This window comes from Paenibacillus ihuae, assembly GCF_001368795.1.
GTDB classification, from domain to species: Bacteria; Bacillota; Bacilli; order Paenibacillales; family Paenibacillaceae; genus Paenibacillus_AQ; species Paenibacillus_AQ ihuae.
The window spans coordinates 986,810-1,000,372 of record NZ_LN831198.1 but is presented as its reverse complement, the minus strand read 5'-3'; the positions used below and the strand labels follow the sequence as shown (position 1 = coordinate 1,000,372).

The following is a 13,563-nucleotide window of genomic DNA, read 5'->3' as shown; positions in this document are numbered from 1 at the left end:
CCCCCCTTATTAAATATTCATTGACATATAGTTTTTCCCTTCAGTAAAACCAAGGCCTTCATACATCGGTTTAGCCATACTAGATGAATGAAGCAAGATTTTTCTAATTCCTTGTGTCTTCAAATCAACTATTGCTTCGCTTACAAGCCTGGAAACTATACCTTGACGACGGTAATTAGGGATTGTGAAAACATTAGTCATATATGCAACCAATCCAGAAGGATTTTCAAATCGTGGTGCAAACCGACACAAGCAAAAACATACTGCTGATACAACTACTCCGTCATCTTCAGCAACCCATGCAACGAGTGACTTGTCCGATAATGAGGAATCAAAGTAATTTCTAAATGTTTCATCCATGCTAGTGTTGTCCTCATTACATAACAATATCTTACGAAATTTAATTAATTGCGGTATATCGGTTTTAGTAGCTTTTCGAAATAGCACAAGTGACTTCCTTCCTGTTAATAAGTGATATCTAAAATAACTTCCAAATTAGTTGGACAGCGCGCACCAATCTAATACTTTATTCCCTTAGTATAATACTTCATTGGCAGATATGGTTCCGTTAGATGATGCACAGTACGAAGATATAGCGTCGTACCATGCTATATGGACACAAAATTGATCTCCGGATTTAGCAAGAGAACGTTGATACATGCCAGCACTAATCGAGTATGGACGTAACTAAAAAAAAGAAGTTGAAGTCGGATTAAGACAAGAAATTTTTATCATGGGTTGGATTGCTTTTAAATAGGGATAAAAAGGAAAATGAAATTGTGAATGCGAGGGGTTGAAAGGGGGTATAAGAAATGGAACCAAAAAGGAGAGATAAGAAATGAAATCCAAGCGCTCGATGAACTCTGACTATGATCACACAGCGAATTCGGAATTACTACTGAAAGAACTGGAAAAATACCCGAACCGGAAACCAAACGAAGACGATATAAAGCGGGTTGCCTCAATGGTTAATGAATACAAAGGCAGCATCAAAGCCCATCTGCTTGAACAACAGGAACAAAAGGTTAGGCAAGGGGAGCGTTTTGCGGATTGGGTAGCGAAATTCGGTGGCAGCTGGCTATTTGTTATCAATTTCTGTTTGATTGTCATTGTATGGCTCGCGTACGATAGCAGCCGCAACTCATTATTTATACTCAGCTTTTGTTTATCCGTCTTTACGGTTTTTCAAGCCGCCATGATCCAAATGAGCCAAAACAGGCAAGCCATACAGGACAAACAGGAACAATTGCTGCATATTGCTATTAACTACAAAGCCGAAAAAGAGAATCTTGAAATGCAGGAGAAACTGCACAAAATCGATAACCAGCTTCAAGCTATCGAAAATCATTTAACGTCACTGCGTAATCCTAAATTTTTTTAATGTTTGTCTACAAATTAGTTCGAATTCCGTTACTAATTGCTTCAGCTAATCCTTTTGGGTTTTCCCAAGCCATAGAGTGCCCAGCATTTTTAATAATTTCAATATTAGGCTGCTTTAGGTGACCAGGAAGATAAGACTGCAGCCCACATTTGGTTTCCGCTTGTCCGGCTATCTTGTAACAACCTGCTAAATTCATTGTCTAGAAAATCGTGCATATCTAAGTCTGCAATATACTTGCTAGTTGAGCCTACAACGCTCTTGTCTAAGTTTGCTTCACTCAAGATATTCTGCATGATCGTTGACAGTGTAATCGAAGTCAGAGTTATCCGGTTTATCACTGTAACCAGCGCCTAAAAGGTCAACTAAAATACAACGGTGTTTTCTTAGTACTTCCTGAGTTGCTACTTGCGGATAATCAAACGAGCTAGCACATCCAAGGCCGTGGATAAATAAAATGGGCGTTTGCTCTCCATGGAAATCATTATAACGAAGCATACAATTCGCCTTTTTAACAAAAAACTCTTTCATTAATAAAATTCCTTTCTACATTGAATTCCTCTCATATTTATTCGACGAAAAGAATCTTTAAAATATTTATCGGTTTGTTCACTTGCACAGTACGACGATATTGTGTAATAAAAGAAAGCTTGCTTAACGTTAGTTAAACAAAAACAGCGGCAATCTAAGACTTTATTGATCTAGTCTTGTTCTGCCGCTGCTTCAATTAATGGATCAGTCTGAAACTTTTTTCCAAAAGATGACGATTTTTCAATTCAAATACGTTGTTGAATCAACGATTCTAGTCTAATATTAAGCCTCTGCTTATTTCAGCTTGGCGTATTCCGCCATCACGGACTGATGCATCTCATGATCTGCAGCCAGGCCGGTGTATTTCGTAAGCGCTGCTTCTGCACCAAGCTCGGCAATCGCCGCTTGAAGCTCCACGGCTTCCGGATCATCACTTGCCTGGAATAGCAAAGCTCCCGCCATGGAACGGGTCAGGGCCTTGTAGCTAAGGCCACGATCATAAGCCTGCAGAGCCGGCGATACCAGACGGTCATTCGGGGACAGCTTGCGGATCGGCGAGCGGCCTACACGCAATACTTCATCGGTCAGGGCCGGATTCCGGAAACGCTCCAGGTTTTTCTCGATATATTTACTGTGTTCCGCTTTGTCGAACCCATGCTTTTGAACCAGGACGGCGCCTGTTTCTTCCAGGACTTCACGTACCAGTCCAGTCAGACCCTCATCAGCCATAGCCTGCTGAATGGTCTCGTAGCCGCGAAGGTAGCCCAGATAGGCCGCAGAACAGTGACCGGTGTTCACAGTGAACAGCTTGCGTTCAATATAAGGCTCAAGGTTCTCTACATAATGCACACCCTCAACAGGTGTATACCCCGGGATCATCTGTGAAGCATCCACTACCCACTCATAGAAAGGCTCCACTACCACTTTCAGAATATCCTCATGCTGCTGCAGCGGCACAATCCGGTCTACGGCCGCATTCGGAAAAGCTACAGAAGCATCCGCTTTCGTGCGGGTAGCTTCATCCAGCTTCGCATAAACCAGCTCTTTGAGCTGTGCGCTGCCGCCAATGGCATTCTCGCAGGCGATCACATGCAGCGGCGAATCTGAAACGGTGACCCGTCTCTGGATTCCCTCTGCCACAACACCGGCAATATGCTTCAGAATGGAAACACCGACAGCGGTCGTAACCAGATCCGCTTCGGCAATCACCGCAGCCACCTCATCTGCATGGGTAACACTGCTCAGCGCGGTTACATTCTTCACCAGTACCGTTTCCTGCCCGTCGCTGGCCAGTGTCACCGGATATTCCCCGCGTTCCTTAAGCTGGGCCACAAAAGCCTCATTCACATCAACGAAGCAGACCTCATAGCCTGCTTGTGACAGCAGCAGTCCGATGAACCCTCTGCCGATATTGCCTGCACCAAAATGAACGGCCTTCATTATTCCAGTCCTCCTTCAAAGATCGCGATGACATCCGCCGGGGTTGGAGCGCTCATTACCCGCTCAATAGCATCATCTTCCGTGAAGATCATAGCTACGTTCGTCAGCACTTCCATATGCCCGTCACCTGCGGCAGCAATGCCGATCACAACAAAAGCAGGCTCATCACCGCCGAAATCAACGCCGTCCGGAAACCGGATCACGGAGAGGCCGGTAGATTTAATGAAAGGTCTCGCTTCCTTCGTTCCGTGGGGAATCGCAAGGCCCCCGCCCATATAGGTCGATACAACTTCCTCGCGTTCAAGCATCTTCGGTACGTATTCTTCTGTTACATGTCCTGCTTCTACCAGCAGTTTACCGGCCATAGTGATCGCTTCGTATTTATCTTTGGCGGCACCGTTCATAATTACTTTGTTTTCTGACAGTATACTCATATGGTTTCTCTCGCTTTCACATTTTATTTTCGAAGAAATGTAGCAGTTCAGACGATAAATAACCCCTGATCTCAGACTCTGTCCGTTCCTCAAGCAGCTTCACCAGTTCGGAATTCAGCAGCATCGCGCTGATTTCACTGAGGACTTCCAGGCTCTCCTTGGACAGCTTGCGCGGGGCAAGCATCAGCAGAATGACCCTCACCTCGGTATTCCCCTCCAGCACAACTGGCTGTTTCAGGCGGTATAAGGTTAAAGAAGACATATGGATGTGGCTGCTCCGGGTATGAAAGAGCGCCAGCCCCGTATCCGGAATGACCTGACTGGCCATTCTTTCCCGCTCCAGGAGACGCTCCAGCAGGATGTCGGTATCACCGATGACCCCGCTGCCCTTCAGGAAATCAAGCATCGCAGAAATCGTAGCGTGCAGGGGAATTCCTGCATTATCCAGCGGATAAAAGCGGAACCGCTCCAGCAGACTGACCGTTTCATCCAGAATGCCTTTGTAGCTCTTCAAACGGTCCAGCGCACTAACCTCGCGTCCCGTCCTGTCTGTCTCACTCTTGGGAACGCTCTCCCGTTCCCGCAGCGTAATATTCTGGATGTAGCTTAACAGCTTCTCTATCTCGTCCCCGGTAAGCAACGGACTGATTTTGATATAGCGCTCTTTGTCCAGCGGCAAATCAATGGTAGAAATAATCAGATCGTAATCAACCTCCGGCAGGCGCGCAGCCTCATACCAGGAGATATTGCCGAGAATTTCAATCTGCGGCATCTCCTTGGCCAGGCGGGTGGCCAGCAGCCGGGAGGAGCTGAGCCCGCTGGCACAGACCAGGATGGCCCGCACACTGCGTTTCAGCTGATTCAGCCTTTCAATGGATGCCCCGAAATGCATGACCAGAAAGGCGATTTCCTCATCGGGAATCTCCAGCTCCAGCTGTAGATCCTCTACCGCAGCCCGGACAATCTGAAATAAATAATCATAATCCTTCCGGATCGGGCCCAGCAGCGGATTGCGGATACGGGTACCCTCACGCAGCCGCTTGAATGCCGGCTCCATATGCTCCAGCAGCCCTTCCCGCAGGGAGCGGTCGCTTTGGAACGGCAGCCCCGTCCGCCTGACCACACTTTCGGTCAGCCTGTAGACCGTCTCCATCAGTTCAATGTCACCGTAGGCAATACCGCCGGCGGAGAACGAATCCTGTGCCCTGTCGAACAATCCCGCGATATACAGAATCTCTACCCGGGGAATATCTTCTTCAAGGGCCGGTCCGAGCCGCTGTACAAATTGCTCCGCACCGGCGATATTCCGGTGGTCAGACATTCTGGGGTAGCCCGTATCACCACCGCTTTCGATCCCCTTGCCTATAGCAATCCGCCTGGTGGTTACCGCCAGCCCAAGCAGCATTTCCATATACACAATTTCCGGGAGCTCAGCGGTCCACTGCCATTCCATATCCCATAACGTGTTCTCCACATCCAGGAGATTGCTTTTGCCGACCGTCAAGAGCAGAATCCGGAACACCGGACTGCTGGCCATCTGCGGAGCATGACCTACCAGATCGGAAAGGTCCAGATGTTCGGCCGCCAGCCGGCCGATTGCCCGCCTCTTGTCAATCTCACTGCCTGTGATTTCAACGCCGTAACCCCTCCTGCGGACCAGCTGCAGGTTGAATTTGCGGACCCAGGGCTCCAGTTCATCCAGATCATAGCTCACAGTTGCAACAGTCACCTTCAGCCAGTGAGCCAGAGTAAACAGCTTCACCGGCTCTTCAGCCTCCAGCAGCGAACACAGCTCATACACCTTGCGTTCCTCACCGGAGTATTCTGCCGGCTTTTCCTGCCGCAGGAATAGCCTCAGCTCCGCAAGACCATCCTCCGGTCCGCTCAGCTGAATGCCCTTCCCTGATTTCCGGATAAGATCCAGACCGAAATCCGCAAGTGTCTGCTCTATGTCTTCCATCTCGCGGTGAACGGTTCTTACGCTTACACCCGTACCCTCGGCGATTTCGGCGGCTGTGATTTCTTCATTTACGCCGAGAAGCAGCCAGATAATCTGGCGCTGTCTGGCGGTAACTTTCCTCATAACCGTGTACCTCCGCCCCAAAATGGAGACAAACGCTGGCTTTGGCGGCCAGCGTCTCCTGATATAGCGTTATACGTCATTTCTAAACCATATTCATTTACTTTAAACGTTCCACAAGTTCGTCGTATTTCGGGCTCTTGAGGAAGTTATCAATTGAAATATGCTCTGCATTCGGATTGCTGGCAATGGCACGGTCTGTCAACGTTTTCTGGGTCACCACGATATCTGCATCGGCAGGAATTTCGCTGACCGCTGAATTGACAACCGTAATGTTAACACCAGCATTTTGCAGTTTCTTTCTTAGTACGGAAGCACCCATTGCACTGGAACCCATACCTGCGTCACAAGCGAACACAATCTTGTGAACCTCGGACTTGCTGCGAACATTAGCGGATGTATTTACAGCTGCAGCAGATGCTGCACCGGATACAGAGCCGGCAGCCTTCATATTTTTCACTCTTGCTGCTGCTTCTTCCAGATCCATTTCGTCCTCATCTGTTTTCTTCACAGTCTTCAGGAGGAGTGCCGCCAGGACAAAGGAAACTGCAGTAGCAACGATTACGCCGGCGAGCATTGGAACATATCCGCCTTTAGGCGTCATTGCGAAGTATGCAAAGATACTACCTGGTGATGGTGAAGCAACCAGACCTGCATCAAGCATTTGGAAAGTGAATGTACCGGACATACCCCCACCAATAACAGCCAGAATCAGACGCGGGTTCATCAGGATGTACGGGAAGTAAATTTCATGGATACCGCCAAGGAAGTGGATGATAATCGCACCCGGAGCGGAGGATTTAGCAGAGCCTTTACCAAACAGCCAGTAAGCGAGCAGGATACCCAGACCAGGACCCGGATTGGATTCCAGCATGAACAGAATGGATTTGCCTACTTCAGCCGCTTGCCCTACACCGATAGGACTGAGGATACCTTGGTTAATCGCGTTGTTCAGGAACAGTACTTTTGCCGGCTCAATGATGATGTTGACGAGCGGCAGCAGGTTATGATCGACCAGCACCTGAACTCCGTCAGCCAGGATATCGGTCAGTGATTGAATGACGGGTCCGATCCCTTTAAGTGCGCCAAGTGTCAGTGCGCCGCCGATAATACCCAGTGAGAAGTTGTTGACCAGCATTTCGAAGCCGGCTTTGATTTTACCGTCAACTGCTTTGTCAAACTGTTTCAGAATCCATGCGGACAGAGGACCGACGATCATAGCGCCGAGGAACATCGGTACGGTTGTACCTACGATAACCCCCATCGTCACCGTAGCGGCGATAACGCCCCCGCGTTTGCCGTGGACCATGGTACCGCCGGTATAACCGATTAGCAGCGGCAGCAGGTAAGTGATCATCGGACCTACTAGAGCGGCTAAGGTTTCATTTGGAATCCAACCTGTTGGAATGAATAATGCCGTAATTAAACCCCATGCGATAAAGGCGCCGATGTTCGGCAATACCATACCGCTGAGGATACGGCCGAATTGTTGAAGCTTCACCCTAGCACCGCCGGATGAGGTTTTCGTTGCTGGCGTTGTTGCTGTTGTGGCCATATATAATGCCCCCCTATTGAATTAAATGGGATACTTACGATTAAGCTTTGTTGTAAGGTCATCCCCTATGCACACATCCTAAATCAAAGCGCTTTCTTTGTCATCAAATTGAAAATACGGTTTCGTCATGAACGTTGTTGACAACATTTAAGAGCTGTTGCCATGCGCTTTCATCAGGCCTTTCGCACTACAAGACAGCAAAAAAAAGGAAGCCCGCTATAGTGCGGAACTCCCTTTTATGCCGAAGGATTATTCAGATTTCACCCCCGTTGCGTGCGATCGTATCCTGATACCAGTAGAAGCTGTCCTTTTTGGTTCTTGCCAGAGTCTTATAATCCACATGAATCAGGCCAAAACGCATGGTGTAGCCGAATGCCCATTCAAAATTGTCCATCAGTGACCAGGAATAATAGCCTTTGACCGGAATACCCGAGGCAATGCTGCGCTCCAGCTGAATCAGATGTTTATGGATAAAATCAATCCGTTTCTGATCCGCAACCACGCCATCCACCGGTTCATCGTTGTAGCAGGCCCCGTTCTCGGTAATGTAAATGGGAATATCCCCATATAACTCATGGATCCGGCTAAGCACCGTGTAAAAACCCTGCGGATAAATCGGCCAACCGATATCCGTATGTTCATACCCCATATCCAGCGTACGGATTTGCATCAATCCGCCTTCCGCATCATGCCGTGCCACCGTGCCGTTATAATAGTTGATGCCAAGAATATCGATCGGCTCGCTGATGAGCTCCATATCCCCGTCCTCAATATGCAGCTCTGCTCCCGCCTTCTTGAACCATTCCACCAGAAATGCAGGATATTCGCCCTTGAAAACCGGGTCCATAAACCATTCCAGGAACCAGCCGATCTGCCGTCTGCAGGCGTCAATATCCTCCTGGCGGGTGCTGTATGGCTCCATCCAGGTTACATTGGGCGCATATCCGATCTGGCCTTCCATGCCAAGCTCCCTGAATGTCCGTACAGCTCTTCCGTGTGCTACCAGCAGATGATGGGCCACATCCAGAGCAGTCTGTAAATCCCTATTTCCCGGAGCATGATCACCATAGTATTCCGACAAAAAGGACGCACACCACGGTTCATTTACGGTGTACCACTGTTTGATTTTGCCTTCAAACTCCCGGAACACGGTCCCGCAATATCCGTTAAAAGCATCAATAGTGCTGCGGTTCGTCCAGCCGCCCTGATCCTGCAGCGCCTGCGGCAGATCCCAATGATACAGCGTACATACCGGTTCTATGCCATTCTCCAGCAGCATGTCTACAAAGGAATGATAGTATTCCAAACCTTTAAGGTTCACTTCTCCGGTTCCTTGCGGAAAAATACGCGGCCAGGCCATCGAGAAACGGTAGGCTTTGATGCCAAGCTCCTTCATCAGGGCGATATCCTCAGGATAACGGTGGTAGCTGTCACAGGCTATATCGCCATTATCGGCGTTAATCACCTTGCCGGGGATACGGGAGAAGGTATCCCAGATGGACAAGCCGCGCCCGTCCTCCTGGTAAGCACCCTCAATTTGATAGGCGGCCGTCGCGGCCCCCCAGATGAATCCTTCCGGAAATATTATTTTAGTCATAAAGCAGCTTACCTCCAGTTATTCTTGTTAGCATGAAAAAAAGTTCTAAAGAGAAAAGAATCCACACTTTTAGTTTTGTTATTGATGTTATTGCATTTTTATATATTATATCAAACTTTATTATTGTTTTTAATAACAAATTAATTATTACTATGGACGCCTACTTCCTTGCAGGTCTGATTCTGCGCAAACGTGCTATAAGGAGCAGAAGAAGCGGAATTAGGAGCATCACCACAGGTATTTCGAATGGACCTACGTATCTAACATATTCCCCTAAAACGGAAGCATCCGGAATCCCCCAAAAGCTGAGCACAATCGTCAAAATGCCCATCGGAAAGACCACAGGACGGTAATCGGATAGCCGCAGGATTTGTGTAAAAGAGACTACAGCAACATATAAGAAAACACATATTTTGATAAAGTTCCCGAAGATCCACATCGCGAGCAGCAAAGACTCCAAATTCTCAAAAATACCGTAGATGCTAATATAACGGAAGGTGACCAGGATGGGATAGGTTTTGTTTGCAGCATCGGGCCCTAATAAAAAAAGGGTTATCAGGTTGACATAAATAATACTGAGCAGGACCGCAGCTAATGTGATATTCCCCCACTTTCTGCCTTTAGCCGGAGAGTTCAGGCTAGGCAAAAAAAAGGATATGTAAAATAATTCGCTGACCCAAGCCTGAGGTAAGGCTGTTGCTTGCAGCACAGGAAGGATTCCGCGGCTAAGAACAGGAAAAATGTTATGCAGCTCCAAATCGGGAAAGAGAAGCAGAAGCAGTAAAAGAGGGAAGATAAAGATGGGTGTAAAAATGACAGCACATCTCGCCATCACCTCTATTCCGCCCCGGACCGCAATGGAGGCAAGCAATACCATTAAGGCAATGATCATCAGGAGCGGTGTTTTAAATAAGAATTGCCCCGTTACAAATTCGGCATACATACGGGTAATCAGTCCTGCCACATGAATCGAATAGAAAAAGAAAAGAATGCCGATCACTTTACCGGGCAGGACACCAATGATGTGCTCACTTTGCTGGATAATCGTCTTACCGGGAAAAAGCTCATGCAGTTTTGTCGCAATATATATAACAAGAACTCCAAAAAAGGCGGAGAGAATCCCTGTCATCCACATATCATTTCGGGCATAGTAGGCCGTACTGGAGGGCAGGGTTAGAAAAAAAGTAGCCATTATGGCCGGATACAGCAGCAGCGCCATTTGTAATCCTGATATTTTCCCTTGATCAAGCATTCTCATCACCTCCGCTCATTTTTCAATCCAGCCCCGAAACGGCTTAAATATAGCTCCAAAAAGAGATAAAGGTCCCGGCGCATTGGACAGGTCCAGGATGGACAACAGCCATACGATCAGGAGCAGTGCAAAAAACGCTGATTTGTCCCTTGTCTTTTTTGCCTTCATTTTTGTCCATTCCAGTCTTAGAATCAGGAGAGCTGCCAGGGTCACGAAGCTAAACAAAACCAGGTTCATTTCGCCACCACCTCATCTTCAGGGATTCCTCCGGGTGCGTTGATCAGCCCAGAACGCAGAATCGACGCCGCAACATCAATCGAGACTTCAACACCGGGAAAAAGCTCATCCCAGCGTTCTTTGTTTTTCTCCCACTGCTGCGGGAATTTCCGGTGAAAGGCCTCGGCGAAGCCCAGGATGTCCGTCTTGTTTTTGTGCTGAACCTCTATAAGCGCCTGCTCGATGCGTACTTTTATATCTTGTCCGAACGCTTTTTCCATCTTCCTCAATAACCTGGGATTCGTTGAATCCATCGCAGTACCATTCTGAATGAGGCTGCCGGTAGCTTTCACCTTAATCTTCATCTTCCACTTGCCGTCAACAATTTGGGGAAGGAGCTTCACTTTGGCCTTGACCGGCTTTAAGGACACCAGACCCTCGTTTCCAGCCACTTTGAAAGTCACCGTAAATTCATCGACCTCATTTAAGATCCACTTCATCCCGTGTGTTGTTTTTCCCGAAATCTGTCCGATCATCTTATCTCTTTTAAGAAGAGCAGTCCCCATAATATAGGGAATTGTTTGAAATGGTTCAGCCGATTTCGCTTTAGGAAGAATTAAGACGATTGGAATCGCAGCTGCCCCTGCTTCTCCCCTCAGCATTTTGCTCAGCTCTTGCAAGGTTACTTTATAGCCAATTTTAAAGTCCGTTAATTTCCGCAGCACCTCAGATGAATTGTTTTCGATCGGTGGAAACAATTCAAGCGTCTGCGCCGCTTTTCCCTTACTAACAAAAATATTCGCCCGCTCTCTGGGCTGCGGATGACGGGCCAAAAAATCGAATTCATCTCTCATTCCTGCCTTCGCGATGTCTTCACTGAAAATGAAGATTTTACACTGTCCCCAAAACAGTTTGCGCGGTGTTTTTTGTTGGAGTTTCGATAAGGAATCGGAGATATTAACTCCAGCCCCGCTTCGGATCGTTGTTTTATGAGGTGATCCTCCGGACACTCCACCCGACGAGCCGCCACTGCCTTGATTTTGCGGAATGACGATCTGTACAGTTGTTATGATCTCGTTATGCTCACCTTTATCGAAACTCATCGCCGTAACAAGTGCCAAATCGTTAAGCTCCGTACGGTCCCAACAGCCTTCCAGGAATACCAGCAGGGACAGCAAAATACAAAGTTTAATGCCTATTTTCACTGGCTCGAATCCCCCTAGTCTGCAGTTTCTTGGAAATAAGCTTATTCGCTGCGTTCTGGTCCCGGTTTTTGATTGGAAGCCTGCCGGAATTCGTTGTAGTCCCCTGTAAGGTGAGGCCGCGTGTCCATCGTCCACCAAGGCGCCCGGATCAGCATGTCCTTCATTTCCCGCATCTTCGATGTAGAGGCAGAGGACAAATAAGGGACACCGAACGAACGCAGGCTGCACAAATGAAGGACAATAGCGATAATCCCCATCATTATGCCTAGCAGTCCCAGCGAACCCGCGAGAAAAATTAACGGAAAGCGCAGAAGCCGGATCGCAATACCTGCAATGTAACGGGGGATCATAAACGAAGAAATCCCGGTAATGGCTACCACAATGACCATCGGTGCTGAGACCAGACCGGCTTGTACCGCTGCCTGGCCGATAACAAGGGCCCCGACAATGCTGACAGCAGAACCGATCTGTTTAGGTAGGCGGACACCGGCCTCGCGAAGCGCTTCAAACGTCACTTCCATCATCAGGGCTTCGACTAATGCAGGGAAAGGTACAGCTTCCCGGGAGGCAGCCATACTGATCAGCAGGGCACCCGGCACCATTTCTTGATGAAAGGTCAGAATCGCTACATAAAGAGAAGGCAGCAGCAATGAAATCCGTGTAAACAGATACCGGAGCCAACGCATAGCGGTGCTAACCCAGAAACGCTGATAATAATCCTCCGGGGACTGCAATAAGGAAAAAAGGGTTATGGGTGCGATTAACACGAAAGGAGTTCCTTCTACCAGTATCGCTACCCGTCCTTCCAATAAATTCGCACAGGCTACATCAGGGCGTTCTGTCGACATCAGCTGCGGAAATGGTGAAAAGGGCATGTCCTCTATCAGCTCTTCAATATATCCGCTTTCCAAAATCCCGTCGATCCGGATGCGTTTCAGCCGGGTGGTGACTTCTTCAACCAGATTCTCCTCAGCCAGCCCTTCAATGTAAGCAATGACAACATTCGTTTGGGTATATCCGCCGATTTTCATCGTTTCCATTTTGAGCAGAGGACTCTTTACGATCCGGCGGATCAGGGAAGTATTGATTCGCAGCGTTTCCGTAAAGCCTTCGCGGGGGCCACGGATGCCTGATTCAGCCACAGGTTCTTCAATGGAGCGCTTTTCCCATTTGTTCAATCCAAAAGCGATTCCGGTCGCTTCCTGATCCTGAAAGAGTACCGGAAGACCGTTCGATAAATAGTCGACACATTCCTCGAAGGTGGTAAAGGGGATTGCTTGAGCTGCGGAAATTATCCGCTCCGCCAGCTGGCTAATGGCAGTAGCCTCCCCGTTGATCTCATGCATAAGAGGGGAGATCACATTTTTTTCGATCCCTGCGGAGTCCGACAGGCCGTCTATATAGATCAGAATTGCTTTTGTCTGTCCTTCGATATAGAAGGAACGGTAAATGATATCCGAACTTTTGGCATAAATCGCCCGGATCTGATTGATATTTTGCTGCAAATCTTTATGAAGCAGCATAGATTGGCTATTAGCGGCGTCTTGCGGTTGAGAAGGGTCTTGCACTTGTCGGGCAGCAGATGCTTTACTGGTATACCTAAACGGGCGGCGATGCTTCATTCGCGATATTCCCTTCATTTATCTCGTCACTTGTAGTAGGGTTTCCATTCTATCCTTTTATATGTAAATTTCGGTCCGCAAGAGTAGGCCAATTATTCCAAATCTAAAGATGAAGTGCTGATTCCTATCGCGTTGAGGAGCTGGATATTACTTCCTTTACACCTGTTGCCCGCCTGCGCCGAAATCAAAGGTACTTTTACCTTTATTCCCCCCGCTCATTTCACCATCTAGCTCGCCGGCACCGTATTCTCTA

Annotated in this window: 13 protein-coding genes; 1 reads left to right on the top strand and 12 read right to left on the bottom strand. The window is 48.1% G+C overall.

Annotated elements, in window-relative coordinates; all coding sequences use genetic code 11:
• Positions 1-9 precede the first annotated feature (9 nt).
• Positions 10-447, bottom strand: coding sequence for a GNAT family N-acetyltransferase (locus AQR02_RS04425; protein WP_054939552.1), 438 nt, complete (start codon positions 445-447; stop codon positions 10-12).
• A gap of 391 nt (positions 448-838) precedes the next feature.
• On the opposite strand from AQR02_RS04425, the gene AQR02_RS04420 reads away from it, so the two are divergent.
• Entirely contained in the window at positions 839-1,381 is a 543-nt protein-coding gene (locus AQR02_RS04420; RefSeq protein ID WP_054939551.1) for a DUF1003 domain-containing protein, read from the top strand.
• Between the two features lie 7 nt (positions 1,382-1,388).
• Here AQR02_RS04420 and AQR02_RS32270 read toward each other — a convergent pair whose 3' ends face one another.
• The 11 genes from AQR02_RS32270 to AQR02_RS04370 form a co-directional block, all read right to left on the bottom strand.
• A complete protein-coding gene (locus tag AQR02_RS32270) occupies positions 1,389-1,577 on the bottom strand; it encodes a hypothetical protein (protein WP_159067691.1) in 189 nt (62 codons plus the stop codon).
• 77 nt (positions 1,578-1,654) lie between these two features.
• On the bottom strand, positions 1,655-1,909 hold the full coding sequence (locus tag AQR02_RS04415; protein WP_054939550.1) for an alpha/beta fold hydrolase: 255 nt from the start codon (positions 1,907-1,909) through the stop codon (positions 1,655-1,657).
• A 294-nt stretch (positions 1,910-2,203) separates the two neighbouring features.
• Positions 2,204-3,349, bottom strand: coding sequence for a mannitol-1-phosphate 5-dehydrogenase (locus tag AQR02_RS04410; protein WP_054939549.1), 1,146 nt, complete (start codon positions 3,347-3,349; stop codon positions 2,204-2,206).
• Positions 3,349-3,783: a PTS mannitol transporter subunit IIA gene (locus AQR02_RS04405; RefSeq protein ID WP_054939548.1), complete on the bottom strand. Its 435-nt coding sequence runs from the start codon at positions 3,781-3,783 to the stop codon at positions 3,349-3,351. The genes AQR02_RS04410 and AQR02_RS04405 overlap by 1 nt, the downstream gene beginning before the upstream one ends.
• A 16-nt stretch (positions 3,784-3,799) precedes the next feature.
• Positions 3,800-5,866, bottom strand: coding sequence for a BglG family transcription antiterminator (locus AQR02_RS04400; RefSeq protein WP_054939547.1), 2,067 nt, complete (start codon positions 5,864-5,866; stop codon positions 3,800-3,802).
• 97 nt (positions 5,867-5,963) lie between these two features.
• Positions 5,964-7,418, bottom strand: coding sequence for a PTS mannitol transporter subunit IIBC (locus AQR02_RS04395; protein WP_054939546.1), 1,455 nt, complete (start codon positions 7,416-7,418; stop codon positions 5,964-5,966).
• 253 nt (positions 7,419-7,671) lie between these two features.
• A complete protein-coding gene (locus tag AQR02_RS04390) occupies positions 7,672-9,015 on the bottom strand; it encodes a GH1 family beta-glucosidase (protein WP_054939545.1) in 1,344 nt (447 codons plus the stop codon).
• A 160-nt stretch (positions 9,016-9,175) separates the two neighbouring features.
• Positions 9,176-10,267 carry a GerAB/ArcD/ProY family transporter gene (locus tag AQR02_RS04385; RefSeq protein WP_054939544.1) on the bottom strand — a complete coding sequence of 364 codons (1,092 nt, stop codon included), beginning with the start codon at positions 10,265-10,267 and terminating at the stop codon, positions 9,176-9,178.
• Between the two features lie 15 nt (positions 10,268-10,282).
• A complete protein-coding gene (locus tag AQR02_RS04380) occupies positions 10,283-10,504 on the bottom strand; it encodes a hypothetical protein (RefSeq protein WP_054939543.1) in 222 nt (73 codons plus the stop codon).
• On the bottom strand, positions 10,501-11,688 hold the full coding sequence (locus AQR02_RS04375) for a Ger(x)C family spore germination protein (RefSeq protein ID WP_054939542.1): 1,188 nt from the start codon (positions 11,686-11,688) through the stop codon (positions 10,501-10,503). Before AQR02_RS04375 ends, AQR02_RS04380 begins: the two co-directional genes overlap by 4 nt.
• A gap of 41 nt (positions 11,689-11,729) precedes the next feature.
• Positions 11,730-13,310 (bottom strand): spore germination protein, encoded by a 1,581-nt coding sequence (locus tag AQR02_RS04370; protein WP_082451630.1) that lies wholly within the window; start codon positions 13,308-13,310, stop codon positions 11,730-11,732.
• Between the last annotated feature and the right edge of the window lie 253 nt (positions 13,311-13,563).